Source organism: Saccharopolyspora sp. NPDC047091, from assembly GCF_040643635.1.
GTDB lineage: Bacteria > Actinomycetota > Actinomycetes > Mycobacteriales > Pseudonocardiaceae > Saccharopolyspora_C.
The window spans coordinates 39,192-65,189 of record NZ_JBEYUS010000020.1 but is presented as its reverse complement, the minus strand read 5'-3'; the positions used below and the strand labels follow the sequence as shown (position 1 = coordinate 65,189).

24 protein-coding genes are annotated in these 25,998 nt (G+C 73.3%); 16 read left to right on the top strand and 8 right to left on the bottom strand.

Features of this window, described 5'->3' with window-relative positions; translation table 11 throughout:
- The first annotated feature begins 72 nt into the window (after positions 1 to 72).
- The gene (locus ABZ805_RS11905) at positions 73 to 1,095 is read left to right on the top strand and encodes a LacI family DNA-binding transcriptional regulator (protein WP_358438060.1); all 1,023 of its coding nucleotides are present in this window, start codon (positions 73 to 75) and stop codon (positions 1,093 to 1,095) included.
- A 37-nt stretch (positions 1,096 to 1,132) separates the two neighbouring features.
- Here ABZ805_RS11905 and ABZ805_RS11900 read toward each other — a convergent pair whose 3' ends face one another.
- Positions 1,133 to 2,173, bottom strand: a complete 1,041-nt coding sequence (locus ABZ805_RS11900; protein WP_358438057.1) for an aldo/keto reductase — start codon at positions 2,171 to 2,173, stop codon at positions 1,133 to 1,135.
- 101 nt (positions 2,174 to 2,274) lie between these two features.
- Positions 2,275 to 2,526, bottom strand: a complete 252-nt coding sequence (locus tag ABZ805_RS11895; protein WP_358438054.1) for an Atu4866 domain-containing protein — start codon at positions 2,524 to 2,526, stop codon at positions 2,275 to 2,277.
- Between the two features lie 243 nt (positions 2,527 to 2,769).
- On the opposite strand from ABZ805_RS11895, the gene hpnC reads away from it, so the two are divergent.
- The 8 genes from hpnC to ABZ805_RS11855 all read left to right on the top strand — a co-directional run bounded on the left by hpnC (position 2,770) and on the right by ABZ805_RS11855 (position 11,267).
- Positions 2,770 to 3,669, top strand: coding sequence for a squalene synthase HpnC (gene hpnC, locus ABZ805_RS11890; RefSeq protein ID WP_358438052.1), 900 nt, complete (start codon positions 2,770 to 2,772; stop codon positions 3,667 to 3,669).
- On the top strand, positions 3,663 to 4,529 hold the full coding sequence (gene hpnD / locus ABZ805_RS11885; protein WP_358438112.1) for a presqualene diphosphate synthase HpnD: 867 nt from the start codon (positions 3,663 to 3,665) through the stop codon (positions 4,527 to 4,529). The genes hpnC and hpnD overlap by 7 nt, the downstream gene beginning before the upstream one ends.
- On the top strand, positions 4,526 to 5,890 hold the full coding sequence (gene hpnE, locus ABZ805_RS11880; protein WP_358438049.1) for a hydroxysqualene dehydroxylase HpnE: 1,365 nt from the start codon (positions 4,526 to 4,528) through the stop codon (positions 5,888 to 5,890). Before hpnD ends, hpnE begins: the two co-directional genes overlap by 4 nt.
- The gene (locus ABZ805_RS11875) at positions 5,887 to 6,900 is read left to right on the top strand and encodes a polyprenyl synthetase family protein (protein WP_358438047.1); all 1,014 of its coding nucleotides are present in this window, start codon (positions 5,887 to 5,889) and stop codon (positions 6,898 to 6,900) included. Before hpnE ends, ABZ805_RS11875 begins: the two co-directional genes overlap by 4 nt.
- A 38-nt stretch (positions 6,901 to 6,938) precedes the next feature.
- Positions 6,939 to 8,831 (top strand): squalene--hopene cyclase, encoded by a 1,893-nt coding sequence (gene shc / locus ABZ805_RS11870; RefSeq protein ID WP_358438110.1) that lies wholly within the window; start codon positions 6,939 to 6,941, stop codon positions 8,829 to 8,831.
- A 7-nt stretch (positions 8,832 to 8,838) separates the two neighbouring features.
- Positions 8,839 to 9,486 carry a hypothetical protein gene (locus ABZ805_RS11865; RefSeq protein WP_358438044.1) on the top strand — a complete coding sequence of 216 codons (648 nt, stop codon included), beginning with the start codon at positions 8,839 to 8,841 and terminating at the stop codon, positions 9,484 to 9,486.
- Between the two features lie 46 nt (positions 9,487 to 9,532).
- Positions 9,533 to 10,534: an adenosyl-hopene transferase HpnH gene (hpnH, locus tag ABZ805_RS11860; protein WP_358438041.1), complete on the top strand. Its 1,002-nt coding sequence runs from the start codon at positions 9,533 to 9,535 to the stop codon at positions 10,532 to 10,534.
- A gap of 82 nt (positions 10,535 to 10,616) precedes the next feature.
- Positions 10,617 to 11,267: a VC0807 family protein gene (locus ABZ805_RS11855; RefSeq protein ID WP_358438039.1), complete on the top strand. Its 651-nt coding sequence runs from the start codon at positions 10,617 to 10,619 to the stop codon at positions 11,265 to 11,267.
- A gap of 63 nt (positions 11,268 to 11,330) precedes the next feature.
- Here the strand turns inward: ABZ805_RS11855 and ABZ805_RS11850 are convergent, their stop codons facing one another.
- The 3 genes from ABZ805_RS11850 to ABZ805_RS11840 are packed head-to-tail and all read right to left on the bottom strand — an operon-like array spanning position 11,331 to position 15,312.
- A complete protein-coding gene (locus ABZ805_RS11850; RefSeq protein ID WP_358438036.1) occupies positions 11,331 to 12,044 on the bottom strand; it encodes an SDR family NAD(P)-dependent oxidoreductase in 714 nt (237 codons plus the stop codon).
- The gene (locus ABZ805_RS11845) at positions 12,041 to 12,940 is read right to left on the bottom strand and encodes a DMT family transporter (RefSeq protein ID WP_358438034.1); all 900 of its coding nucleotides are present in this window, start codon (positions 12,938 to 12,940) and stop codon (positions 12,041 to 12,043) included. Before ABZ805_RS11845 ends, ABZ805_RS11850 begins: the two co-directional genes overlap by 4 nt.
- Entirely contained in the window at positions 12,937 to 15,312 is a 2,376-nt protein-coding gene (locus ABZ805_RS11840) for a WS/DGAT domain-containing protein (protein WP_358438031.1), read from the bottom strand. The genes ABZ805_RS11845 and ABZ805_RS11840 overlap by 4 nt, the downstream gene beginning before the upstream one ends.
- 174 nt (positions 15,313 to 15,486) lie before the next feature.
- Here ABZ805_RS11840 and cynS point away from each other — a divergent pair, with 174 nt between their 5' ends.
- Positions 15,487 to 15,930, top strand: a complete 444-nt coding sequence (gene cynS, locus ABZ805_RS11835; protein ID WP_358438028.1) for a cyanase — start codon at positions 15,487 to 15,489, stop codon at positions 15,928 to 15,930.
- Between the two features lie 234 nt (positions 15,931 to 16,164).
- Here the strand turns inward: cynS and ABZ805_RS11830 are convergent, their stop codons facing one another.
- The 3 genes from ABZ805_RS11830 to ABZ805_RS11820 form a co-directional block, all read right to left on the bottom strand.
- Complete coding sequence (locus ABZ805_RS11830) at positions 16,165 to 17,037, bottom strand: LysR substrate-binding domain-containing protein (protein ID WP_358438025.1); 873 nt, start codon at positions 17,035 to 17,037, stop codon at positions 16,165 to 16,167.
- A 115-nt stretch (positions 17,038 to 17,152) separates the two neighbouring features.
- Positions 17,153 to 17,908: an SDR family oxidoreductase gene (locus tag ABZ805_RS11825; RefSeq protein WP_358438022.1), complete on the bottom strand. Its 756-nt coding sequence runs from the start codon at positions 17,906 to 17,908 to the stop codon at positions 17,153 to 17,155.
- Between the two features lie 147 nt (positions 17,909 to 18,055).
- The gene (locus ABZ805_RS11820; RefSeq protein WP_358438019.1) at positions 18,056 to 18,637 is read right to left on the bottom strand and encodes a chorismate mutase; all 582 of its coding nucleotides are present in this window, start codon (positions 18,635 to 18,637) and stop codon (positions 18,056 to 18,058) included.
- Positions 18,638 to 19,060: 423 nt separating this feature from the next.
- On the opposite strand from ABZ805_RS11820, the gene ABZ805_RS11815 reads away from it, so the two are divergent.
- From ABZ805_RS11815 to ABZ805_RS11790, 6 genes are all read left to right on the top strand, one after another.
- Positions 19,061 to 20,695, top strand: coding sequence for an AMP-binding protein (locus ABZ805_RS11815; RefSeq protein WP_358438016.1), 1,635 nt, complete (start codon positions 19,061 to 19,063; stop codon positions 20,693 to 20,695).
- Between the two features lie 172 nt (positions 20,696 to 20,867).
- Entirely contained in the window at positions 20,868 to 22,340 is a 1,473-nt protein-coding gene (locus ABZ805_RS11810; protein ID WP_358438013.1) for an NAD(P)/FAD-dependent oxidoreductase, read from the top strand.
- Between the two features lie 73 nt (positions 22,341 to 22,413).
- Positions 22,414 to 24,102, top strand: coding sequence for a GMC family oxidoreductase (locus ABZ805_RS11805; protein ID WP_358438012.1), 1,689 nt, complete (start codon positions 22,414 to 22,416; stop codon positions 24,100 to 24,102).
- Positions 24,103 to 24,158: 56 nt separating this feature from the next.
- The gene (locus ABZ805_RS11800; RefSeq protein WP_358438010.1) at positions 24,159 to 24,758 is read left to right on the top strand and encodes an acetoacetate decarboxylase family protein; all 600 of its coding nucleotides are present in this window, start codon (positions 24,159 to 24,161) and stop codon (positions 24,756 to 24,758) included.
- Positions 24,759 to 24,835: 77 nt separating this feature from the next.
- Positions 24,836 to 25,495: a transcriptional regulator gene (locus tag ABZ805_RS11795; RefSeq protein ID WP_358438007.1), complete on the top strand. Its 660-nt coding sequence runs from the start codon at positions 24,836 to 24,838 to the stop codon at positions 25,493 to 25,495.
- 104 nt (positions 25,496 to 25,599) lie between these two features.
- Complete coding sequence (locus tag ABZ805_RS11790) at positions 25,600 to 25,980, top strand: hypothetical protein (protein ID WP_258349131.1); 381 nt, start codon at positions 25,600 to 25,602, stop codon at positions 25,978 to 25,980.
- The last annotated feature ends 18 nt before the right edge of the window (positions 25,981 to 25,998 follow it).

Here is a 25,998-nt window from a genome sequence, read left to right as displayed (position 1 = left end):
GATTCGTCCGGGAAGTACGCAGGTGGCGCCGCGCGGACCGCGGCGCACTCGGCGCGATCATCGGAGACGAGCGTGGTGCAGCGCGATCCCGCGAACCGGGACCCGGCCCGGCGGCCGACGATGAGCGACATCGCCGCGCACGTCGGGGTGTCGAAGGCCCTGGTGTCCCTGGTGCTGCGCGACGCCCCCGGTCCCAGCGAGGCCACCCGGGAGAAGGTGGTGCGCGCCGCCGAAGAACTCGGCTACCGCTCCAACCGCAGCGCGAGCCTGCTGGCGCTGCACCGCACCCGGATGCTCGGCGTCGTGCTCAGCGTGCGCAGCGCGTTCCACGCCGAACTGGTCGAGGAGATCCACGCGGCCGCCGACGAAGCGGGCTACGACGTGGTGCTCGGCGCGCTGACCCGTACCCACGACGAGCGCCGGGCGGTGGAGAACCTGCTCGGCTTCCGCTGCGAGGCGCTGCTGCTGCTCGGTCCGGAGGCGCCGTCGGCGCTGCTCACGGAGTTCGGCGAGCAGCTGCCGGTGGTCGTCGTCGGCCGCCGCAGCCGGTCCGCGGCGGTGGACGTGGTGCGCGCCGCCGACGACGACGGGGTGGTGCAGGCCGTGCAGCACCTGGTCGACCTCGGGCACCGCGACATCGTGCACGTCGACGGCGGGAGCGGCACCATCGCCGCCGACCGGCGCCGCGGCTACCGCAAGGCGGTGCGCCGGAACGGGATCGCCGAGCGCATCGTGTCCGGCGCCTACACCGAGGAAGCCGGGGCGGACGCGGCGCGCGCCCTGCTCGCGGCCGGGGAGCTGCCCGCCGCGATCGTCGCGGCCAACGATCGGTGCGCGATCGGCGCGTTGGACGTGCTCATGCGCAACGGGATCGACGTGCCGGGCCGCGTCTCGGTCGTCGGCTACGACGACAGCGCGCTCGCCCGGTTGTCGCACCTGGACCTGACCAGCGTCAGCCAGGAGGCCGCCGCGCAGGCCCGGAACGCGGTGGCGGCCGCCGTCGAGCGCCTCGACGGCGGCCGCACCGAGCCGCGCTCCCTGGTGGTGCCGCCGCGTCTGGTCGTGCGCTCGACGACGGCGGCACCGGCGGGCTGACCGATCGGGTCGATCCGGCCCGATGTGCCGGGAACGATCAGCCGTGCAGCGCGCGGTCCGGTGCGCCGAACCGCTCGGAGGCGCTCAGCTCCTGGTGCCAGTGCGGGTAGATCAGGTACGGCTTGCTGATCTCGTCGAGCTTCCGGAACTCGTCGTCGCTGAGCTCCACCTCGGTCGCGCCGAGGTTGTCCCGCAGCTGCTCGTCCTTGCGCGCGCCGATGACCAGCGAGGTGACGCCGGGCTTGCGCAGCAGGTAGGCCAGCGAGATCTGCGCCGGGGACACCCCGTGCGCGGAGGCGATGTCCACGACCTCCTCGATTGTGTCGTAGAGCTTCTCGGGGTCGCGCACCGGCGGCTCGTTCCAGTCCTCCACGAGGTGCCTGCCATCGGTGGCCTGCTGCCCGCGGCGGTACTTGCCGGACAGCAGCCCGCCGGCCAGCGGGCTCCACACCAGCACGCCCAGGCCCTGGTCGAGGGAGGCGGGGATCAGCTCGTACTCGGCGTCCCGGCTCTCCAGCGAGTAGTAGATCTGGTTCGCCACGAACCGCTGGTAGCCGAGCCGGTCGGCCAGCCCCAGCGCCTTGACCAGCTGCCAGCCCGCGTAGTTGGACACCCCCAGGTAGCGGACCTTCCCGGAGCGGACCAGCGTGTCCAGCGCCTCGAGGGTCTCCTCCAGCGGGGTCTGCCCGTCCCACTCGTGCACGTGGTAGAGGTCGATGTGGTCGGTGTCGAGCCTGCGCAGGCTGGCCTCGGCCTGCGAGATGATGTGGTGCCGGGAGAGCCCGGCGTCGTTGGGTCCGTCGCCCATGACCATCCGGACCTTGGTGGAGATCAGCACGTCGTCGCGCTTGCCCGCGATCGCCTTGCCGACGATCTGCTCGGCCAGGCCGGCCGAATACATGTTCGCCGTGTCGATGAGATTGACTCCGGCGTCCAGGCACATGTCGATCTGCCGCTTGGCGCCGTCGACGTCCACGTTGCCGAGGTCGGCGAACTTGCCCTCACCGCCGTAGGTCATCGTGCCCAAGGTCAGCGTCGAGACTCGCAGTCCGGATCGTCCCAGCTGGCGGTACTCCACTGTTGCTCCTCCTGTCGACGTGCGGCGGACCGGTCGCGGCCCCCCGGCTCAACGATCAACGAGCGGACGTTGTTCCCGGTGCCACCCGCGACCGGCCGCGTTCATCCTTCCCGGTGGAGCACCAGGTGCTCGTGGTAGAGGATTCCGCCGCGGATGTCACCGGTCGCGGTGAACCCGGTGTCATCGACGTAGTCGAGGTGACTGCCGGTCACCGTGTAGCTGCCGGTGTAGGCGCTCGCCCGGTTCCCGCGGGCCTCGTCGTAGCGCCCGTCGGCCCGCAGCTCCTGGCGGATGTGCCCGTCAGCGGTCACCCACATGCCGACCACGTCCACCGGCTCCTGCTTCGCGGTCATGTCCGCTCCTCCCGATCGCGTTCGTCCCGCCGAGCATGCCGCCGGGTCGACGCCGGGTGGGAGGCCGCGCGGTTCCTGGGTGTCTTGCACCCACCGCCCATCGAGTCCACTGTGGACTGAATCGGGTAACGCGAATTCCCTTCACCACACGAAGGAGTTCCTCCACCCTGCGTGGCGACCGGTGCCGGTCCTAGTCTTGCCGGACCACCCAGGTCGCAGGCGGGTGAGGGGGCCATTGTGGACATGTCACGGGCTCGTGGACGACCCGCCCACGAGCGCACCACCGCGCGGGTGCCGGACTTCGCGGCGCAGCTGCCCGACAGCGCGGCCGTGCTCGCGCGGGCCGACGGCGAGAACTTCCCCGTCGCCGCCCGCGTGCTGCCGCGCGGCCCCCGCACCCACCTGATGGCGCTCTACGGCTACTTCCGGCTCGTCGACTACGCCGGGGACGACGCGCCCGGCAACCGCGAAGCCCTGCTCGACCACCTCGAAGCCGACCTCGGCCACGCCTACCGCGGCATCCCGCGGCTCCCGCTGCTCAGAGCGCTCGCCCCCACCCTCCGCGACTGCGGCCTGCCCCAGGAGGTGCTGGTGCGGCTGATCGACGCCAACCGGCGCGACCAGCACGTGCGCCGCTACCGCACCTTCGCGGAGCTCGTCGACTACTGCGCGCTCTCCGCCAACCCCGTCGGCGAATCCGTGCTGCACGTCTTCGGCTGCGCCCGGCCCGACCTGGTCGCCCTGTCCGACCGGATCTGCACCGCGCTGCAGATCCTCGAGCACTGCCAGGACGTCCGCGAGGACCACCGCGCCGGCCGCGTCTACCTGCCCGAATCGGATCTGCGGCACTACGGCTGCTCGCCCGCGGAACTGGAAGCCGACCGGGCCCCCGAGCACTGGCGGGCGCTGCTGCGCTTCCAGGTCGTGCGCGCGCACCGGATGCTCGAATCCGGCGCGCCCCTGGTCGGCAGGCTGCCGATGCCCGCGCGGCTCGCCGTCGCCGGGTACGTGGCGGGCGGGCGCGCCACCGTGCACGCCTTCAGCGCCGCCCGGTTCGACCCGCTCGGCGGCGACGTGACCCCCGCCCGCGCCCGCACCGCCGTCGAAGCGGTGCGCTTGCTGCTGTCAGGAGGTACCTGGTGACCACCTCGGTTCCGGAGGCGTACCGGGAGTGCGAGCGGATCACCCGCGAACGCGCGCGCAACTTCTCCTACGGGATCAGGTTGCTGCCGGGACCCAAGCGGCGGGCGCTGTCCGCGGTGTACGCGTTCGCCCGCCGCGTCGACGACATCGGCGACGGCGACCTGCCCGCCACCGAGAAGCTGCGGCTGCTCGCCGAAGCCCGCACCGCGCTGCACCACGCGAGCCCGCGGTCCGGTGACCCGGTGCTGGTGGCGCTCGCCGACGCCGAATCGCGGCTGGCGCTGCCGATGTCCGCGTTCGACGAGCTCATCGACGGGTGCGAAGCCGACGTGCGCGGCACCAAGTACCTGACCTTCGACGACCTGCGGCACTACTGCCGCTGCGTCGCGGGCTCCATCGGCAGGCTCTCGCTCGCGGTGTTCGGCACCGCCGACCGGGCGGTGGCCGAACGCCGCGCCGACTCCCTCGGCGTCGCCCTGCAGCTCACCAACATCCTGCGCGACGTGCGCGAGGACCACGGCAACGGGCGCGTCTACCTGCCCGCCGAGGACCTGCAGCGCTTCGGCGTGCACCTGGTGCCCGGCGAACCCGGCCCGGTCGCGAGCGACGCGGACGGGCTCGCCCGGCTGGTCCGGTTCGAGGTCGGCCGCGCCGAGCAGTGGTACCGGGAGGGTTTCGCGCTGCTGCCGATGCTCGACCGGCGCAGCCGGGCCTGCTGCGCATCGATGTCCGGGATCTACCACGAGGTGCTGCAGGCCATCGCCGCCCAGCCCTCCCGCGCCCTGCGGCGGCGCACCTCGCTGCCGGCCTGGCGCAAGGCGGGCGTGGCCGCCCGCTCCCTGGCGGGGATGGCACCGTGACCCGCAGCGTGCTCGTCATCGGCGGTGGCCTGGCCGGGCTCACCGCGGCGCTGCGCTGCGCCGACCAGGGATTCGCGGTGACGCTGCTGGAAGCGCGGCCCCGGCTCGGCGGCGCGGCCGGCTCCTTCCGGCGCGGTGACCTCGACGTCGACACCGGGCAGCACGTGATCCTGCGCTGCTACACCGCCTACCGCGCGCTGCTGCGCAGGTTCGGCGTCGCCGACGGCATCCGCGTGCAGCCGAAGCTGCGGATCCCGGTGCTGCGGCCCGATGCGCCGAGCGGTGTGCTGCGGCGCTGGCACGCACCGCCGCCGCTGCACCTGGCGCCCGCGCTGCTCGGCTACCGCGCGCTCTCGCCCGCCGAACGCCTCGGTGCCGCGCGCACCGCGCTCGCGCTGCGCGCGCTGGACCCGGCCGACCCGGAACTCGACGAGCACAGCTTCGGGGACTGGCTGCGCACCCGCGGCGAATCGGCGCGTGCCGTCGACGCGTTGTGGGGGCTGCTGTCGGTGGCCGCGCTCAACGCGCAACCCGACCGGTCCTCGCTGGCGCTGGCGGTGAAGGTGTTCCGCACCGGGGTGCTCGACGGCACCGACTCCGCCGACATCGGCCTCCTGCGCCGCCCGCTCGGCGCGCTGCACGACACCGCCGCGCAACGAGCGCTGCACGCCGCGGGCGTGCGGGTGCTGCTGCGCACCAAGGCGCTCGGGCTGCGCCGGGACGAGCTGGGCTGGCGGGTTCCCGTGCGCGGGCGCGGCGGCGACGACGTGCTCAACGCCGACTCGGTGGTGCTGGCCGTGCCGCACCAGCACGCCACCGCACTGCTGTCCGGGCTGCCGCTGCCCGCGGCTGCTCGCTGGGCCGGGCTCGGGGCGGCGCCCATCGTCAACGTGCACGTGCACTACGACCGGGCGGTGCTGGCCGAGCCGATGGCCGCGGCGCTCGACTCGCCGGTGCAGTGGCTGTTCGACCGGACCTCGATCGCAGGCGCCCGGCACGGCCAGTACCTGGCGATCTCGCTGTCCGCGGCGCAGGAACTGCTCGACCGGCGCACCGACGAGCTGCGCGAGGTGTTCCTGCCCGCGCTGAACGACCTGCTGCCCGCGGCCCGGCAGGCGCACGTGGCGGACTTCTTCGTCACCCGCGAACCGCGCGCGACCTTCGACCAGGCCCCCGGGACGCGAGCGCTGCGGCCCCCGGCGGACACCGGGATCACCGGCCTGGTGCTCGCCGGTGCGTGGACCGCCACCGGCTGGCCCGACACGCTCGAAGGCGCTGTGCGCAGCGGAGAACGGGCCGCGCGCGTCCTGCGGGCGGCCACCGGCGACGCCCGGCGAGCGGGCGTGGAGGTGTCCCGATGACCATTGCCGTCCCCAGCGCGCTGACCACCTCGCGGCGGCAGGTGGAGCCCGCACTGCGAGCCGCGGTCGGCGAACTCGACGAGCACACCCGGCTGGTCTGCGAGTACCACTTCGGCTGGGTGCACGCCGACGGCAGCCCCGACGGCCGCACCGGCAAGGCGCTGCGGCCCGCGCTGGTGCTGCTCGCCGCGGCCGCCGCCGTCGACGACGCGCCCGCGCCGTTCCGGGAAGCCGCCGCGGTGGAGCTGGTGCACAACTTCTCGCTGCTGCACGACGACCTGATGGACGACGACACCTCCCGGCGGCACCGGCCCACGGCCTGGACGGTGTTCGGCAGGCCCGCCGCGCTGCTGGCCGGGGACGCGCTGCTCGCGCTCGGCACCAGCGTCCTCGTCGACGCGCCCGTCGCGCACGCCGCCGACGCGGTGCGGATGCTCGGCTCCGCCACCGGACGGCTCATCGTCGGGCAGGCCGCCGACCTCGACTTCGAACGGCGGCACGACGTGGGGCTCGGCGAATGCCTGCGGATGGTCGAGGGCAAGACCGCGGCGCTGCTCGGCTGCGCCTGCGGGCTCGGCGCGCTCGCCGCGGGCGCCGACACCGCCGTCGTCGCCCGGCTGCGGACCTTCGGCGAGGAGCTGGGCATGGCCTTCCAGCTCGTCGACGACCTGCTCGGCCTGTGGGGAGACCCGGCGACCACCGGCAAGCCGGTGCTCTCCGACGTGCGGGCGCGGAAGAAGACCGCGCCCGTCGTGCACGCCCTCACCTCCGGTACCGCGGCAGGGGAGCGGCTGCACCGGCTCTACCAGGAACCCGAGCAACTCGTCGGCGACCGCGCCGAACTCGCCGCCGACCTCGTGCGGCAGGCCGGGTCGAAGGAATGGGCCGAGACCGAATGCGAACGCAGGCTCACCGCCGCGCTCGCGCAACTGCCCACCGGCGGCCGGACCTGCGCCGCGGTGGACGCCCTGACCGAACTCGCGGAATTCATCGTGCGGAGGCAATGGTGACCGAACAGCTGACCCGATCCGGGACCGAAGACCAGACCCTGCCGGACCTGCCGCTGGGCAGCGGTGTCCGCGCGCACGCGGCCCTGCTGTCGGCCCAGGAGCACCTGCTGTCCCTGCAGGACACCGACGGCTGGTGGAAGGGGGAGCTGCAGACCAACGTCACGATGGACGCCGAAGACCTGCTGATGCGCCAGTTCCTCGGCATCCGCACGCCCGCCGAGACCGAGCGCACCGCGCGCTGGATCCGCTCCCAGCAGCGCGAGGACGGCACCTGGGCGACGTTCTTCGGCGGACCCGGCGACCTGTCCACCACCGTCGAGGCCTACACCGCGCTCAAGCTCGCGGGTGACGATCCCGAAGCCGAGCACATGGTGGCGGCCCGGAGCTGGGTCCTCACCCACGGCGGCATCGAGGCGACCCGGGTGTTCACCCGGATCTGGCTGGCGCTGTTCGGCGAGTGGTCCTGGGACGAGCTGCCCGCGATGCCGCCGGAAGTGGTGCTGCTGGGCGCGTCGGTGCCGCTGAACCTCGCCGACTGGGCGTGCTGGGCCCGGCAGACCGTGGTGCCGCTGACCGTGGTGTGCACGCTGCGGCCGCGCCGCGACCTGGGGGTGAGTGTCGGGGAGCTGCGCACCGGACGCGTCCCGCAGCGCTCCACCGGCCCGTGGGACCGGGCGTTCCACGCGCTCGACGCGGTGCTGCACCGCTACCAGCGCCGTCCGCTTCGCTCGCTGCGGGAACTGTCGATGCGCCGCGCCGCCGAGTGGATCGTGGCCCGCCAGGAGGCCGACGGGTCGTGGGGCGGCATCCAGCCGCCGTGGGTGTACTCGCTGCTGGCGCTGCACCTGCTCGGCTACCCGCTGGAGCACCCGGTGCTGCGGGAGGGCATCGCCGGGCTCGACGGGTTCACCGTGCACGAGCAGACCCCGGACGGGCCGGTGCGCAGGCTGGAGGCCTGCCAGTCGCCGGTGTGGGACACCGTGCTGACCGTGCAGGCGCTGCGCGACTCCGGGCTGCCCGCCGACCACCCGGCGCTGCGCTGCGCCGCGGACTACCTGCTCGACGAGGAGGTCCGGGTCACCGGCGACTGGGCGGTGCGCAGGCCGAACCTGGCGCCCGGCGGATGGGCCTTCGAGTTCGAGAACGACGGCTACCCGGACACCGACGACACCGCGGTGGCGCTGCTGGCGCTCAACCGCGTCGAGCACAGCAAGCCGGGCGAGCTGCGGCGCGCCATCGACCGCGGCGTGCACTGGCTGCGCGGCATGCAGTCCCGCGACGGCGGCTGGGGCGCGTTCGACGCGGACAACACCCGCAAGCTCGTCACCAGGTTGCCGTTCTGCGACTTCGGCGAGGTCATCGACCCGCCGTCGGCGGACGTCACCGCGCACGTGGTGGAGGCGCTGTCCGCGGTCGGGCACCGCGACGACCCGGCGGTGCGCGCCGGAGTCCGGTGGCTGCTGGAGAACCAGGAATCCGGGGGCTCCTGGTTCGGCCGCTGGGGCGCCAACCACGTGTACGGCACCGGGGCGGTGGTGCCCGCGCTGATCGAGGCCGGCGTGCCCGCGAACCACCCGTCGTTGCGGCGCGCGGCGCGCTGGCTGGAGCAGCACCAGAACGCCGACGGGGGCTGGGGCGAGGACATGCGCTCCTACACCGACGAGCGCTGGATCGGTGTCGGCACCTCCACGGCCTCGCAGACCGGGTGGGCGCTGATGGCGCTGCTCGCGCTCGGCAGGCACACCACCGACGCGGTGCGCAACGGCGTCGAGCACCTGGCCGCCACCCAGCGCGCGGACGGCACCTGGGACGAACCGCACTACACGGGCACCGGGTTCCCCGGCGACTTCTCGATCAACTACCACCTGTACCGGTTGATCTTCCCGCTCACCGCGCTCGGCCGGTACGAGCGCGCGGTCGCCGAGCGGTGATCGGGGCGTGGCGGTGAACGCGGCGGCGCAGCGGCGGACCTGGGGAGCCCCCACCGGTCCCCGGGTGCTGCTGTGCGCGCCGCTGCGCTGCGAGGCGGCCGCGCTGCGCGGCGCGACCACCTCGCCGGTGCTGCGCACCGGGCTCGGCCCGTGGCGCAGCGCGCGCACCATCGCCGGGGTCCCGCTGGGGCCCGGTGACGCGCCGGTCGTGCTCGGCCTGGCCGGGGGAGTCGGTGCGACCGGGCCCGGTGCCGTCGTGGTCGCCGACGAGATCCGCGACGAGGCAGGCACCGTCCGGCTGCCCGCCGCGCACGCGCTGGCCGCCCGGTTGCGCGCCGCCGGATTCCCGGTGCTCGTCGGCCCGGTCGCCAGCGCCGACCACGTGGTCGGCGGTGCCGAACGCGCCGCCCTGGCCACCACGGGCGTGGTGGCGGTGGACATGGAATCCGCAGCCCTGGCCCGCTCGGCGGGGGAGCGGCTGTGCGCCGTGGTGCGGGTCGTCGTCGACACCGCGCGGACCCCGCTGCTGCACCCGCGCACCCCCGGCCGCGGGGTGCGCGCCCTGCTGCGGCTGCGGCGGCTCGCTCCCGTCGTGACCGCGTGGGCCGCGTCCCCGCACCGATGTCGGCGCACCGCACCCGACCGACCGCGGTGACGACCCGGCGTCCCGCCCCCACCCGAACCGTGCTGGAGGTACTGACATGGGAATTCCGATGCGCCAAGCCGTTCGCGTCGGCTCCTACCTCGTGCGGCAGAAGCTCGCGCGACGCGAGAAGTTCGCCCTCACCCTGGAGCTCGAACCGCTGTTCGCCTGCAACCTGGCCTGCGCCGGCTGCGGCAAGATCCAGCACCCCGCCAGCGTGCTCAAGCAGCGGATGCCGGTGGACCGGGCGCTGGCCGCCGTCGAGGAGTGCGGCGCCCCCGTCGTCTCCATCGCAGGCGGCGAACCGCTGATGCACCCCGAGATCGAGGTGATGGTCGCCGAGCTCGTGCGGCGCAAGAAGTTCGTCTACCTGTGCACCAACGCGCTGCTGATGCCCCGCAAGATCGACAAGTTCACGCCGTCCCCGTACTTCTCCTGGGCGGTGCACATCGACGGGCTGCAGGAGCGCCACGACGCCTCGGTGTGCAAGCAGGGCGTGTTCGACCAGGCGGTGGCGAACGTGCGGGACGCGCAGCGCCGCGGCTTCCGGGTCACCACCAACAGCACGTTCTTCAGCACCGACACGCCCGCGTCGGTGATCGAGGTGCTCGACTACCTCAACGACGAGCTCGAAGTCGACCAGATGATGCTCTCGCCCGCCTACGCCTACGACAAGGCGCCGGATCAGGAGCACTTCCTCGGCGTCACCGAGACCCGCGAGCTGTTCGCGAAGGTCTTCGCCGACGGCAGGCGCAAGAAGTGGCGGTTCAACCACTCGCCGCGGTTCCTCGACTTCCTGGAGGGGAAGGTCGACTTCGGCTGCACGGCGTGGGCGATCCCGTCCTACTCGCTGCACGGCTGGCAGCGACCCTGCTACCTGATGGGCGACGGGTACGTGCAGAGCTACCGGGAGCTCGTGGACGAGACCGACTGGGAGTCCTACGGCCGCGGCCGGGACCCGCGGTGCGCCAACTGCATGGCGCATTGCGGTTACGAACCGACCGCGGTACTGGCCACGATGGGTTCACTACGCGAATCCATTCGTGCCCTGAAAGGGTGAGGGATACCACCCGCACCCCTGTTGATCAGCAACGATGCGGTTACCCTTGTGGTCCCGCCCCCGACGACGGACACCGATACGAATGAAGCAGCCATCGCAGGTCGTGCACCTCGACGCGCTCCCATCGCACCTGTGGCACGCCGCCAAGCACCTGGGCGAAACGGTTCTCGCACCGCTGGTGCTGTTCTACGTCCTGTTCACCTTCACCGGGCTGACCGGTGGCCTGATCGCCGCACTGGTCTGGGGGGTCGGCGCCGTCGCCGTCCGCCTCGTGCTCCGGCTGCAGGTGCCGCTGGTGCTGATGTTGACCACCGGGGTGCTGGTGGTGCGGACCGTCGTCGGGTTCGCCACGAACAGCTCGTTCCTGTACTTCCTGGAACCGAGCCTGCAGAACTTCCTGGTGGCGGTGCTGTTCCTCGGGTCGCTGCTGTTCGAGCGCACGCTCATCGCGAAGCTCGCCGACGACTTCTGCATCCTGCCGCCGTCGCTGATCGGCAACGCCCGAGTGCAGCGGTTCTTCCGGCGGGTGTCGCTGCTGTGGGCGCTGGTGTTCACGATCAACGGGTTCACCACGCTGTGGGCGCTCGCCCAGGCGACCATCGGGCACTTCCTGCTGGCCAGCACCGCCGGCTCGTTCAGCCTGGTCGCGGTGGCGGCGATCGCCTCCATCTGGTGGCTGCGGCGCGAACTGCGCGGTGAAGGGATCACGCTGCGGTTCGCCCGCACGGCCTGAGCACCGCGCGGCCCACGGCCCACCGATCCGTCCGGGTCGGTGGGCCGTTCTCGTGCGCGGCCCTCAACCGAAGCGGTGGGCCAGCCGGTGGAAGGTGGCGGGCAGCGCGCCGTGCACCCGGGCGGCGAGGCCCAGCCAGCTCGGCACGAACACCTCTGCGGTGCCCGCCTCCAGCGCCCGCAGCAGCACCCGCGCCACCCGCTCCGGCGGGACCGGCCGCGGGAACCGGCGCACCGGGGCGGCACGGCCTGCGAAGAAGCGGGTGGCGACCAGCCCGGGGAACACGGTGGTCACCGGCACGCCCTCGTGCGCGACGCTCGCCGCGAACGCCCGCAGCCCCGCCTTCGTCGCCGAGTACACCGCCTCCTGCCGCACCCCGGTCGCGGCGATGGAGGAGACGAACCCGACCCGCCCGCCGCGCGCCGCCAACCCGGGCAGCGCGGCGCGGGTCAGCTGCAGCGGGGCGGTGAGGTTCAGCGCGACCAGCTCCGCGATCCGAGCCGCCGACATCTCCGGCAGCGGGCCCGCGCACCCTGCCCCGGCGTTGTTGATCAGCAGATCGGTGTCGGCGGCGACCTCCGCTACCCGGTGCACCGCGTCCGGATCGGCCAGGTCCGCCACCAGCGCCCGACCGCCGCTGCGCCGCGCCACCGCGACCAGCCGCTCCCGGTCCCGGCCCACCAGCACCGGATCCCACCCCGACGCGCCCAGCTCCAGCGCCAGGGCGGCGCCGATGCCGGAGGACGCACCGGTCACCAGCGCGGTCCGGGACCTCACCCGGAGCCCTCCTCGATGGCCCTGCGCAGGTGCTCGCCGCGGTGCGTGAGCACCCAGATCCCCGCCATCAGCACCACCCCGGCCAGCGCCTGCCCCACCAGCGCGCCCGGTGCCGTCTCGACGCGTTCACCGAGCCAGCTCACCCCGATCGCCATCCCCACCAGCGGATCGGCCGCGGTGATCACCGCGAGGGCGGGGGAGATGAACCGGCCCTGCTGGAAGGTGTTCTGGCTCAGCAGGAACCCCACCGGCCCCAGCGCGCACACCACGTACAGCGTCGGATGCGTGAACGGTTCCGCGATGCCGCCGTGCCGCAGCTGCTCGGCCACCACCTTGATCAGGCCCGCCGTCACGCCGTAGAGCACCCCGGTGGCCAGCGCCAGCGCCAGCACCCGCACCTCCCCGGGGAACCGGTTCGCGGTGAGCACGCAGGCCAGCACCACCAGCGCCAGCACCACCGCCAGCGGCCGCACATCGGTCGTCGTGGTGAACCCCGTGCCCTCACCGGTGGGCCTCGCCAGCAGCAGGAACGCCGCCAGCCCTGCCATCACCGCCAGCGCCCCGAGCACCAGCACCCGGTCCAGCCTGCGGTGCGCCATGCCCGCCGCGAACACCGCGCCGAACAGCACCGAGGTCACCAGTAGCGGCTGCACCAGCACCAGCGGACCGAACGCCAGCGCCACCATCTGCAGCGACAGCCCGGCTAGCACCGTGCCGATGCTCAGCAGCCAGATCGGCTTGCGCACCAGGTCCCACAGCAGCCGCGGATCGAGCGTGCGGCTGGTCGGCACCTGCTTGGTGGCGCGCTGCTGCACCGCGCTGGCCAGGCCGAACCCGGCCGCGCCGAGCACGGCGGCCGGGACCGCGACCCCCAGCATCGTGCCCGTGGAGCTCACGAGCCGACGCCCACCGGTGCCGGGTCGCCGAGCGCGGCGAAGGCCTGCCGGAACCGGTCGGCGAACTCGTCCACGTCCGGGAACGAACCGGGATCCGTGGTGATGCCGATGCCGGTGTGCTCGGCCCAGTGGATCACGCCGAGCGCCAGGCCCACCCCGGTGGCCAACGGGAGCACCGGGTGCACGGTGTGCAACCGGGCACCGGCGATCCGCGGCTCCTCGGACCGGCCGGGCATGATCGAGACGATGGCCTGGAAGAACCGGCCCCGGTACATCGACCGGACCGCCTTCGCGTGCAGCGGCGCGGGCAGCACGCCCAGCGCGCTCAGCACCGCGGCCGCGGCGATCGGCCTGCCGCCGCGCTGCGCCCGGTCCAGCCGAGCGGCGATCTCGGAGAGGCGCCGGCGCGGCGACATCGGCCCCAGCGGCAGGTCCACCGCGACCCCCGCCGCGTGGTTGCCGAACCACCAGGCGCCGCGCCCGGTGCCGCGCGGCACCATCGCGCGCAGCGAGCGCTGCGTGGTGTCGTTCTCGTCCATCCGGTGCAGCGCCTCCGCCAGCACCGCCAGCAGCAGGGCGGTGCGGCTGACCCGGTGCGCGGCCGCGGTGCGGCGCACCTGATCGGTGGGGAGCTCCACCCACGCGAAGCGGCGGGACGAGGTGCTGCGCCGCGCCGGTCGCCCCGCGGGCACCGCGTTCGCGGCGACCAGCCCGAGCACTCCGCGCAGCACCACCAGCGCCCGCCGCGGGCCGGTCGGCTCCGGGCCGGCGGGCGGCTCTTCCTCCCGGGGGTCGTCGGTGAGCAGCCGCAGCAGCGTCGAGGTCATCACCAGCCCGTCGCCGAGCGCGTGGTGCATCGACACCAGCAGCACGACCTGCGCCGATCCCGGTTCGCGCAGCACCTTCATCGCCCACGGCGGCCGGTCGGCGCGCAGCGGGGCGGTGAAGAACTCCCGTTCCACCCGCTCCCGTTCGCCGGGCTCGCCGCTGAGCTCCTGGTGGCCGAGGTGCTCGGGGACCGAGAGCTCGCGAACCGGGATCCGGCGGCCGCCGCTGATCCGGTGGTGCAGCATCGGCAGCCGCGGCGCCCGGCTGGTGATCAGACCGCCGAGGTGGTCGATCCAGTCCGCGGTCGTCATCACCCGGTCCGGATCGCTCAGGGTCAGCACCGCACCGGTGCGCTGCGGCACCTCCGGGGTGGCGGCGTGCACGAAGAACGCGTCCTGCCCGCGCAGCCGGCGCGACCGCGGCTGGGGGCGCAGGTCGGCGAGGGCGGCGACCTGGTCGGCGAACCGGCCGGTGTCCCGCAGGTGCTCGTGCACCCGCTGCTCGGCCGCGTGCAGCGCTCCCGGCTCGTCGAGCAGGCGTTGCAGCGCACCGGCCAGCGCGTCCGCGTCCTCGCACAGCTCGGCGAGCCCGTCCTCGGCCATCAGCTCCGCGTTGGCGCGGCCGTGCCCGGCGATCGGTTCCACCATGAGCACCGGCCGCGCGCACGCGAGCGCCTCCAACGCCGTGGCACCGCCCGCGTTGGTGACCACCACGTCGGCGGCCGCGGTGTAGTCGGGCACGGCGCGCACCCAGCTCAGCGGCAGCAGCCGCGGGTCCCGGTCGGCGCGGTCCCGCAGCCGCCGCAGCAGCGTTCCGTTGTGGCCGCACAGCACCACCACCCGGTCGATCGCGGTGCGCAGCGCCGCGTCGGCGGCCCGCTCCACGGAACCGAAGCCGAGCGAACCGCACGAGATCAGCAGCACCCGCCCTTCGGGGGGCAGTCCGCAGTCGCGGCGGGCCGCCGCCTTGTCCCGCGGCCGGAACCGGCGCTCCACCGGCGGGGCGCTCACCGCGTGCACCGAGCGCGGCTGGGCGCGGCGCGCGGCGCGCAGCCCGTTCTCGCTCATCACGTAGTGCAGGTCGATGCGCGAGTACACCCAGAACGGGTGCGGCGCGAAATCGGAGATCACCGCCGCGATCGGCACGTCGAGCTCGCCGCGCCCGCGCAGCCAGTCTAGCCCTGCGGTCCCCAGCGGGTAGGTGGACACGACCAGATCAGGGCGGTGCTCGGCCAGCACGGGCCGCAGCCTGCGCCCGCACCAGGAGCCGACGAACCGGCGGCAGCCGTCGGCGAACCAGCGCTGCCGCCACAGCGCGGCGTAGAAGAAGTCGTACAGCCAGGGGGTGCGTTCGACGTTGGTGACGTAGATGCGCTGGAAGGCGGCGGGCACCCAGGAACCCATCACCTGCAGCGCGTCCACCCAGGTGACGGTGCATTCCGGCCAGCGGGCGCGGGCGGCCTCTTCCACGGCCCGCGCCGTGGCGTTGTGCCCTTCCCCGATGGTGGCGCTGACCAGCAGGAGTCGGTGCGGTGGCTGAGTCACGAGGCGAGCTCCCCCCTCCGAGAACGGCTCGTGGTCCGGAGGCTAACGGCGTCCCGAGGGCCCGGCCGGATGAGCGAACGACCCACGGCCGGATGACTCGGCCACCGGTTTCGGGTGAGGATGGCCGGGATGGATCAGCTGACGCCCGGGCGACCGGGTGGGACGGGAGTGCGCATGACCAGCAAGCAGGAGGCGGCGGCCGCGGTCCGGGCGAAGAAGGTCGAGCTCGGCGTGACCTGGGCGCAGCTGGCGGAGGCGGTGGGCCGCCCGGTCGCGTGGACGACGGCGGCGCTGTTGGGCCAGCACCCGATGCCGGAGCCGGAGGCGCGCGCCGCGGTGGAACTGCTGGAGCTGGGACCGGACGTGCTGCACGCGCTGCGCCTGCAGCCGACCAGAGGAGCGCTGGACGAGGCGGTGCCGACCGATCCCACGATGTACCGCTTCTACGAGGTGCTGCAGGTCTACGGGCCGACGATCAAGGAGCTGATCCACGAGGAGTTCGGCGACGGCATCATGAGCGCGATCAACTTCCGGCTCGACGTCGGCCGGGTCGAAGATCCGCAGGGCGACCGGGTCGTGGTGACCTTGGACGGGAAGTTCCTGCCGTACCAGTGGTGACTTCGCGCGCGGCCGTTCACGCGGTGCCTGCCCGTCCGTCCGCTTCTGCCGGGTGACACCGAGGTGGCGGAACTCCAGTGGTCTGCTCGCTGCCCGTTCTCTCGGTGCGGCCGCGATGTCCGATGCGTGCCCACCACGGCGATGTCGCCGTCGTCGCGAGACGGGGAACCCGCGGCGGTGCCGGTCGCCCGGGCGGACGTCGGCTGAGCGGAAAGCCGAGACCCGCCGGGCGGGTCACAGGGAGGCGGTGAGGAACGCGTCGCGCAGGTCGTGGGCGAGGTGCGCCGGCCACAGCGCGTGCAGCGGCGCGAACAGCGCGGGGCGCAGCTCCACCACCCGGGTCCGCCCGCCCGCGGCGGGCCCGGGCGGCGCGGTCACCAGCGCCACGTACCCGGTGCCGATCACGGCGGTGACCGGCGGGGTGCCCTGGATCGGGTTGCGCAGGTGCTCCGGTTCGAACCCGGCGCGGCGGCAGTGCTCCAGCAGCAGGTCGGTGTAGCCGGACCGCCCCGGATCGCCCCAGACGACGAGCCGTTCCGCAGCGAGTTCGGTGAGCTCGACGTGGTCTCGGTCGGCCAGGTGGTGCTCGGCGGCGACGGCCAGCGAGAGCCGGTCCTGGCGGAGGGTGCTGCGGGTCAGCCCGTGCTGCGGGTGCATGCCGCGGCAGAGCCCGAGGTCGAGGTCGCCGCCGAGCAGGTCGTCGGCCAGCCGCTGCGGGTAGTGCTGGTGCACCTCGGTGCCGAGCCCGGGCAGTTCCGCGAGCGCGGTGTGCACCAGCGCGGTCACCTCGTCGCTGGTCACCGCCGGGGTGTGCCCGACCCGCAGCGTCTCCGCGCCGCCGCGCCCGATGCGGCGGGCGCGGTGCAGCGCGGAACGGGCGATGCCGTGCAGCACGCGGGCGTCGTCGATGAGCGCCTGCCCGGCGGGCAGCGCGGTGACGCCGCCGGTGTCGCGGCGCAGCAGCGGGACTCCGACCTCGCGTTCGAGGCTGCGCACCGAGGTGCTCAGCGCCTGCTGGGTGAGGTGCAGCCGCGCCGCGGCCCTGGTGAACCCGCCTTCTTCGGCGACGGCGACGAGGTGCTCCAGCTTGCGCAGGTCCAGTCCCACGTCCGGCCTCCCGTCCTGGTCACGTGCCGCCGGTCAGGCGGGTCGCCCTCGCTCGGGGCGGCCGGCCCCCCGCTCCGGCCGCCCCGATCCTGCTCCACCCTCGCGGGCGGTCCGGTCAGCGGGTGGTGTACCCGCCGTTGGCGAAGATCGTCTGTCCGGTGATCCACCAGCCGTCGGTGGCCAGGAAGCGGACCAGCGGCTCGATGTCCTCGATCTTGGTGAGCTGGTTCCCGAGCGCCTGCGACTTGTGGAACTCGACCCGTTCGGGGGTCTCCTGCGGGTAGAAGAACGGGGTGTCCATCGGGCCCGGGGCGATGTTGTTCACCGAGATGCCGCGGTCGGCGAACTCCTTGGCCGCGGCCCGGGTGAAGTGCTCCAGCGGAGCCTTGCCGCCCGCGTAGGTGGAGTAGCCGTCGGTGAACGCCGCCAGCAGCGAGGTCACCAAGCTGATGATCTTGCCGTTGTCGTTGATCCGGCGGCCCGCCTCCTGCAGGAAGAAGTACGCGGCCTTGGCGTTGATGCCGAACATCCGGTCGTACTCCTCCTCGGAGGTCTCGACGATCGGTTTGCGCAGCACCATGCCGGTGGTGTTCACCGCGACGTCCACCCCGCCGAACTCGTCGACTGCGGCGTCGAACAGCCGCCGCACGTCCTCGACGCGGGTCAGGTCGCCCGCGACGACGACCGCCGAGGAGCCCGCCGCGCGGACGGCCTCGGCGGTGCGCTCGGCGTCGTCCTTCGAGGACTCGGAGTGGTGGTGGACCACGACCTTCGCCCCGGCTTCGGCGAGCTTGGTGCTGATCAGCCCTCCGAGGTTCTTGCCGCCGCCCGCGACCACCGCGACCTTGCCGTTCAGCGTGTGCTCGGCCATTTCGCCCTCCTGCCGTGCTCGGTCGACCGGCGCGCTTCGCCGGTGCACCACCGACGCTAGGCAGCACCGCGCGGAACCGGGAAACACGAGTTTCGCGTGCGCCGACAAGGAACATCGATACCCGCAGGTCGGAGCGTGTTCAGGTGGTCATTCGCAGATCGTCCCGACGGCCTCGGTGAGGGCGCCGCGGTGCAGCGCGTCCAGCCGGTGCCCGAACACGGCGCTGACCGCGGCGGCGGCGAGGTCGAGCCGGCACTCGTCGGTGGGTTCCCGCACGGGCTCGGTCCTGCGCAGCTCGCGCACGGCGCCGGCACTGATCCGGTCCAGTTCGGGCCGCACGTCCGCGCCGAGGTCGGGGCGGTGGTCGGGCCGCAGCTCCGGGTGCGCGTCCCACTCCGCGAACAGGCCGCGCTGGACCTCCTTGCCCGCTTCGATCTGGTGCCGGAAGAACCGGACCCCGTCCGCCGGGTTGAGCCCCGCCTCGGTGGAGAGTTCGGCGACGGCGTCGAGCACCTCCCGCTCTCGCGGCGGGTCCTCGATCGGAGCGCCGGTGCCGTACTTGGCGGCGGCGACCTCGTCGGCCAGCAGCAGGCGTTGCGCGGCGAGGTCGACCAGGGCGGTCAGCGCGGCCTCCGCCGGTTCCGGTGCCGGGGCGCTCGCCGCGGTGGCAGGGGCCGCGGTGGAGATCAGCACGCCGAGGGCGAGCCCGGTGAGCATCGTTCGTCGCATGTCCGCTCCTCGTCGATCGGTGTCGCGGAGGAGTCTGCCCCGACCGGGCTCGCGCACCCGGCCCGACATGCCCCGGCGTGTCGGCGCGGGCGTGGTGACGGTGCGTCGCCAGGACGAGTTCGGTCCACTGTGCGGACACTGTGGACCGTCGGTGCACGCGAGTTGAACCGCACTGGAACGGTTTCCATCCGGCGGGTCGGTCGGAGGGCTGTCGATAGCAGTCCTCAGTGGTCTGATCGGACCGGCCGCCACGGGTGCTCGGGATGCAGTGATTACGCCTTTCGGCGGAACGTGCTCGCGGGGATTGTCATCGGCGTGACAAGAAAATTCTCGGTCCGAACAGCTAACTTGACGCGCTCTGCGCGAGGTCGATAGGTGTTCCCGATCTTCACCGGTTGCGGTGCGCAGAGCGAGGGAGCGGGAATGGTGCGAGACGGGCGAACGGACGGCGCGGGCGGGACGCGGCACGGCACGCGCGCGTTGCGGGTCCTGGCCAGAGCGGGCATGGCCTCGCCGACGGCGCCCCGCCGCGCGCTGCGCGGACTCGCCGACGTGCGCGCCTGGGGTCCGCTGGTCGGAGCACTGCGGCACAGCACCCGGACCCGGCCCGCCGCCGTCGGCCTCGTCGACGAGCTCGGCGAGGTCACCTACGCCGAACTGGACCGCGCCTCCGACCTGCTGGCCGTCGCGCTGCGCGACCGCGGCTTCGACGACGAGCACACCATCGCGGTGTGCTGCCGGGACCACCGCTGGCTGGTCCTGGTGCTGCTGGCCTGCGGGAAGCTCGGCGTGCACGTGGTGCTGCTGAACACCGGCTTCGCCGCGCCCGAACTCGCCGACGTGATCGCCCGCGAGCAGGCCGCCGCGCTCGTCGCCGACGGAGAGTTCGCCCCGCTGGTGGCCCGGACCCGGCTGCGGGTGCCGCACTTCGAGGCCTGGCCCGCGGAAGGCGGCCCCGGCACCACCACGCTGACCGGCCTGCTCGCGGAGGCCGAGCAGTCCCCGGAAGAACCCGTGATCCCCCGGCCGCGGCGACCGGCGAGCGTCGTGCTGCTCACCAGCGGCACCACCGGCAGACCCAAGGGGGCGCGCAGGCAGGTCCGCTCCGCGCTGAGCGCCGCCGAATTCCTCGACCGCATCCCGCTGCGTGCCGGGGAACCCACCTTCATCGCCTCCCCGCTGTTCCACGCCATCGGGTACTCGCAGCTGACCGTCGCGTTCGGACTCGGCAGCGCCGTGGTGGTGCGGCACCGGTTCGACGCCGCGCGCCTCGCGACCGCGGTGCGCGCGCACGGATGCCGCGCGGTCGTGCTGGTGCCGACGATGCTGCGGCGGTTGCTGGACCTCGACCCGGAGTTCCTGCGCACCACCCTGTCCGGGCTGCGCGTGGTGATCGTGTCCGGTTCGGTGCTCGCCCCGGAGCTGGCGCGGGCCACCGCGGAGCGGCTCGGCGACGTGCTCTACAACCTGTACGGCTCCACCGAAGCCGCGGTCGCCGCGGTCGCCACCCCGGCCGAGCAGCGCCGCGCACCGGGCACCGCGGGACGCAGCCCGCACGGCTGCGCGGTGCGGCTCTACGACGCGGGGAACCGGCGGATCACCCGGCCCGCGGTGCTGGGGCGGATCTTCGCGGGCGGGACGCTGACCTCGACCGGGTACACCACCGGCTTCGGGCGGCCGCAGATCGACGGGCTGGTGGACACCGGCGACCTCGGCCACTTCGACGAATCCGGGCTGCTGTTCGTGGACGGCCGCGCCGACGACATGATCATCTCGGGTGGGGAGAACGTGTTCCCGGCCGAGGTGGAGAACCTCATCGCCACCCACCAGGCCGTGAAGGACGTCGCCGTCCTCGGCATCTCCGACCCGGAGTTCGGCCAGCGGCTGCACGCGTTCGTGGTGCCCATCCCCGGCGCGGAGCTGCACCCGCTGGAGATCGTCGACTTCGTCCGCCAGCGCCTCGCCCGGCACAAGGTCCCGCGGCAGGTCGACCTGGTGCGCGCGGTGCCGCGCAGCGCCACCGGCAAGGTCCAGCGCACCGCCCTGCCCGCGGGCTGAACCGCGCCCACCGCGCGCCCCGGAACGTCGCATCGACCCGGCAGCGGGCCGGAACCCGGTGGTCGGCGCCCTGTCCGAAAGTATCAATGATCTGGCCGTCGGCGTCAGACCGGACAGGTGAAACCCGGCATAACGTGATCGTGTCCCCAGCGCACGACCACGAGGAGCCCGCATGTCACCGATCCGCCAACCCCATGTCGCCATCATCGGCAGCGGGTTCGCGGGCATCGCGGTGGCCGCGCAGCTCCGGCGTGCCGGCCACACCTCGTTCACGATCTTCGAACGCGCCCCCGGCGTGGGCGGGGTGTGGCGGGACAACACCTATCCCGGAGCCGCCTGCGACGTGCCCTCGCACCTGTACTCGTACTCGTTCCAGCCGGAACCGACCTGGCGGCGCCGGTTCGCCGAGCAGCCGGAGATCCTGCAGTACCTGCGGCGTTGCGTGGAGCAGAACCGGCTGACCCGGCACCTGCGGCTGAACACCTCCATCGAAGCCGCCGACTACGACGAGAAATCCCGGAAGTGGCGCCTGCGCACCGGATCCGGCGACCTCGTCGAGGCGGACGTGCTGGTGCCCGCCGTAGGCCAGCTGAGCGAACCGGTCGTGCCGAAGCTGCCGGGGCTGGACGACTTCGACGGCCCCGCGTTCCACTCCGCCCGCTGGGACCACCAGCTGGACCTGCGGGACAAGCGGGTCGCGGTGATCGGCACCGGCGCGAGCGCCGTGCAGTTCGTGCCCGCCATCGCCGACCGGGTGCGGGAGATGACCGTGTACCAGCGCTCGGCGCCGCACATCGTTCCCCGCCCGGACCGCGGTTACCAGTCCTGGCACCGGTTCGCGTTCCGCCACGTCCCCGGCGCGCAGGCGCTCGGCCGGTTCGGGGTGTGGCTGTTCTTCGAAGCGGCCGGGCGCGGGCTGACCACCGCGCAGGGCATCGGCAAGGTGTTCACCCTGGTCGCGAGCGGCCATCGCCGCAGACAGGCGGCCGCGGAGCCGCTGCGCGCGGACCTGGCGCCCGACCACCCGATCGGCTGCAAGCGGGTGCTGTTCTCCAGCGAGTACTACCCGGCGTTCTCCCGCGACGGCGTCCGCCTGGAGCGCGGTGCGATCGACCGGATCACGCGGAACGGGGTGCGCACCGCCGACGGCGTCGAGCATCCCGCGGACGTGCTCATCTTCGGGACCGGGTTCGACGCGAGCCACTTCCTGTCCACGGTGGACATCACCGGTGCCGGTGGCGCCCGGCTCGACGAGGTGTGGAAGCGGGGCGCGCGCGCCTACCTGGGCATGGCGGTGCCCGGCTTCCCGAACATGTTCGTGATGTACGGACCCAACACCAACCTCGGCTCCGGCTCCGTGGTGCACGTGCTGGAGAGCCAGGCCAGGTACGTGGTGCGCCTGGTGCGCAGGCTCGCCCGGCGCCCCGGTGCCGCGCTGGACGTGCTCCCGACCGCCGCGGAGCGGTTCGACCACGAGATGCAGCGGCGGCTGCGGGACAGCGTGTGGACCTCCTGCCGCAGCTGGTACCGCGACTCCGACGGGCGGATCAGCACCAACTGGCCCGGATCGATGACCGAGTACCGGCGCCGCACCCGGTGCCCCGACCTGAACGACTTCCAAGTGCTGACGGCTTCCACCACGTGACCGCCGCTCCGCCCCGAATTCCACAGCGATCGAGCGGGCCGACGGCGGCCCGGACCCCCTGAGAGGTGTGCACATGCCCGACCACGACTACGACGTGCTCGTCATCGGTTCCGGCTTCGGCGGCGGAGTGTCCGCGCTGCGGCTGACCGAGAAGGGCTACCGGGTCGGGGTGGTGGAGGCGGGCAGACGATTCCGCGACGAGGACTTCCCGAAGACCTCGTGGCGGCTGCGCGACTACCTGTACCTGCCGAAGCTCGGCTGCTACGGCATCTTCCGGTTCGACTTGCTCAAGGACGTGCTGATCCTCAGCGGCGCCGGGGTCGGCGGCGGATCGCTGGTATACGCCAACACCCTGTACGAGCCCCCGGCCGAGTTCTACGCGCACCCGCAGTGGGCGGGCATCACCGACTGGCGCCGCGAACTCGCGCCCTACTACGACCAGGCGAAGCGGATGCTCGGCGTGGCCGAGAACCCGCGGGACACCCCGGCGGACGAGGCGATGCGCGCCGCCGCCGAAGATCTCGGCATCGCCGACACCTTCCACCGCGCGCAGGTCGGCGTGTACTTCGGCGAACCCGGTGCCACCGCGGAGGATCCGTACTTCGGCGGCGCCGGACCGAAGCGGCAGGGCTGCCTGCACTGCGGCGAGTGCATGACCGGGTGCAGGCACGGCGCGAAGAACACGGTGGCGAAGAACTACCTGCACCTGGCCGAGAACGCCGGGGCCGAGGTGCACCCGCTGACCACGGTCACCGAGGTGCGGCCGCTGCCCGGCGGCGGCTACGCGGTCTCGACGGTGCGCACCGGGCGGCGGCTGCGCAAGCGGCGCCGCACGTTCACCGCGCAGGAGGTGGTGTTCTCCGCGTCGGCGCTGGGCACCCAGAAGCTGCTGCACCGGATGCGGGATTCCGGTGCGCTGCCGGGCATCTCGTCCCGGCTGGGGCTGCTCAGCCGCACGAACTCCGAGCAGATCCTCGCGGCCCGCGCCCGCGGCGACGAACGCGACTTCAGCGAAGGCGTCACCATCACGTCCTCGGTGCACCCGGACGCGTCGACGCACATCGAACCGGTCCGCTACGGCAAGGGCAGCAACCTGCTGGCGCTGCTGGAGGCCGCGCTGGTCGATCCGAAACCCGGCCGCAACCGGTTCCTGCTGGGGTTGCGGCACATGCTGCGCCACTGGCGGGACCTGCCGACGCTGCACTCACCGCGCCGCTGGTCGCAGCAGACGATCGTGCTGCTGGTGATGCAAGCGGTGGACAACTCGCTGACGCTGCGCACCAAGCGCGGCCTGTTCGGCCGCAAGCTCAGCAGCGAGCAGGGAGACGGGGAACCGAACCCGACGTGGATCCCGGCCGGGCACGCGGCGGCCCGCTCGGTCGCCGAGAAGATCGGCGGGGTGCCCGCGGGCAGCTGGGCGGACCTGGCGAACGTCCCCATCACCGGGCACTTCATCGGCGGCTGCGCGATCGGCTCCGACGCCGAGCACGGCGTGGTGGACGCCTACCACCGGCTCTACGGGCACCCGGGGCTGCACGTGGTCGACGGCTCGACGATCTCGGCGAACCTGGGCGTGAACCCGTCGCTGACCATCACCGCGCAGGCCGAGCGCGCGATGGCGCTGTGGCCGAACAAGGGCGAACCGGACCGCCGCCCCGAGCTGGGCGAGCCGTACCGCCCGGTCGAGCCCAGCGTCCCGGCCGCCCCCGTGGTGCCCGCCGCGGCGCCCGGGGCGCTGCGGTTGCCGCTGAGCCCGATCTGATGTGCTGGGGCGGGAAAGCCCGCCCGCGGCAAGTGCTCGCCCGAACAGGAGAACGGATGACCTATCCACCAGAACCGTGGGAGCTGCACGGCGACCTGCACCTGTCGCTGTGGTCGCTGCCGGAGGTGGAGCTGCCGGGCGTACCGCTGGAGACACCACCGGTGCTGATCGGCGACCGAGGCCTCGTCGGCACCGCGTGGGTGCGCTACGGGCCGGGCAGCGTCCTGGAGTACGACGAGCTCCTCGTGGCCGTGCTGGTCCGCGACGGCGCGGTGCCGCGGGTGCACATCAGCCAGATCTGGGTGGACAGCCCGGAATCCCTGCAGGGCGGCCGGGAGCTGTGGGGAATCCCCAAGGAGCGGGCCGAGTTCCGCAGGCGCACCGGCGCGCGCGTCACCTCCTGCGCGGCCGACGGCATCGCGTCCGCCGGGTTCGCCCGGTTCGCGCGGCTGCCCGGCCGCTGGCCGTTCTCCTACCGCGTCGCCCAGGACCTGCACGAGTTCCAGCAGACGCCGGTGCGCGGCGCGGCCGGGGCGGTCTGGTGCTCGGCGGTGTGGCGGTTCGACCCGGACGGCCCGTTGGGATGGCTGGCCGGGCGGCGGCCGGTGGCGAGCGCGGCGCTGACGGACTTCGCGATGAGCTTCGGGTCCGACTGATCCGGTTCCGTCCCGTTTTCCGTTGTGGGGAGGGGTTTTCGGTTCGCGGTGCGGGGCGTTCGTGGGATCATCGGAGCATGACCGATTCCGCTCGCGCCCTGCTGGACTCGATTCACCGCGACCTCGCCCCGCGGGAGGGGGAGAACCGGCTGGTGCCGCTGGTGCAGGCCGGTTCCGCGCCGAGATCGGTGCTGGCCGCGCTGGCGGCCGAGGAGTCCCGCATCGTGCCGTGCGACTGGCGCAGCTTCCTCACCCTGTCCGCGCGCGCCGCGGACCGGCCCACCCGCGAGTTCTTCGCCGGGCTCGCCGCGGGGGAGGGCGCGGCGCTGGGCGCGCTGCCGAAGCTGGCGGCCGCGCTGGGCTGGAGCGAGCAGGACGTCGCGGACTACCGGCCGAAGGCCGGTTGCCAGGCCTACCCGGCGTACATGTCGTGGCTCGCGCTGCACGCCGAGCCGGGAGACGCGGCGGTGGCGATCGTGTCGAACTTCGCCGCGTTCGGCTCGTACTGCGCGGAGGTGGCGCAGGCGTTGCGCACCCGGTACGGACTGTCCGATTCGGACTGCGAGTTCTTCGACCTCTTCGGCACCCCGGCACCCGGTGCGGACGAGCAGGCCGCGGCGGTGGTGCAGGCCGAGCTCGATGCGGGCCGCATCACCGAGTCCCGCGCCCGCGAGCACGCGCGCCTGTTCCAGGACTACGAGCTCATGTTCTGGAACACCCTCCCCGACGAGCTCTGAACCGCTCCGCCGAACGAGTGATCGCCGTTCGGCGTGGACACCCGTCGATGCGCCGTCGTTAGGGTAGTGCCCGAATTTCCAGCGGAGATGTTCGGAGGAGATGGGTGAGCGAGTCGATCGCGGCCACGCACGAGGTCATGCTCGCTGCCGCCGGCCGGATCAGGGAAGCCGGCGACATCATCGGGATGGGCGGAACGGACTTCCGATCCGATGCGGCACTCGAAGACGCGGTGCCGGCGCCGACGGAGGAACAGGCGATGGTCGACCCGCTCAACTACGTGCACATGCAGGTGGCGCAGCAGGTCCGCGGCCCCTACCGGGACTGCCTCGTCGCCGTCGACGAATTCCGGCAGGTCGCGCAGGAGATGGCCGAGCGGTTGGCTCTCGACGTCCAGCGTTCCGCCGAGGAGTACCTGGCCAGGGAACAGCAGATGGTGGACGACCTGGGACGGGTGCGGCGACAGCTCGACGAGGGCCCGCGGTAGCGGGCGGGGGAGGACGGG

Coding starts and splice junctions, on each gene's coding strand:
- ABZ805_RS11895 (WP_358438054.1), bottom strand. CDS start 2,526: ATGACCGCGAAGCAGGAGCCGGTGGACGTGGTCGGCATGTGGGTGACC.
- hpnC (WP_358438052.1), top strand. CDS start 2,770: ATGTCACGGGCTCGTGGACGACCCGCCCACGAGCGCACCACCGCGCGG.
- ABZ805_RS11875 (WP_358438047.1), top strand. CDS start 5,887: ATGACCATTGCCGTCCCCAGCGCGCTGACCACCTCGCGGCGGCAGGTG.
- hpnH (WP_358438041.1), top strand. CDS start 9,533: ATGGGAATTCCGATGCGCCAAGCCGTTCGCGTCGGCTCCTACCTCGTG.
- ABZ805_RS11855 (WP_358438039.1), top strand. CDS start 10,617: ATGAAGCAGCCATCGCAGGTCGTGCACCTCGACGCGCTCCCATCGCAC.
- cynS (WP_358438028.1), top strand. CDS start 15,487: ATGACCAGCAAGCAGGAGGCGGCGGCCGCGGTCCGGGCGAAGAAGGTC.
- ABZ805_RS11825 (WP_358438022.1), bottom strand. CDS start 17,908: ATGGCCGAGCACACGCTGAACGGCAAGGTCGCGGTGGTCGCGGGCGGC.
- ABZ805_RS11820 (WP_358438019.1), bottom strand. CDS start 18,637: ATGCGACGAACGATGCTCACCGGGCTCGCCCTCGGCGTGCTGATCTCC.
- ABZ805_RS11815 (WP_358438016.1), top strand. CDS start 19,061: ATGGTGCGAGACGGGCGAACGGACGGCGCGGGCGGGACGCGGCACGGC.
- ABZ805_RS11810 (WP_358438013.1), top strand. CDS start 20,868: ATGTCACCGATCCGCCAACCCCATGTCGCCATCATCGGCAGCGGGTTC.
- ABZ805_RS11805 (WP_358438012.1), top strand. CDS start 22,414: ATGCCCGACCACGACTACGACGTGCTCGTCATCGGTTCCGGCTTCGGC.
- ABZ805_RS11800 (WP_358438010.1), top strand. CDS start 24,159: ATGACCTATCCACCAGAACCGTGGGAGCTGCACGGCGACCTGCACCTG.
- ABZ805_RS11795 (WP_358438007.1), top strand. CDS start 24,836: ATGACCGATTCCGCTCGCGCCCTGCTGGACTCGATTCACCGCGACCTC.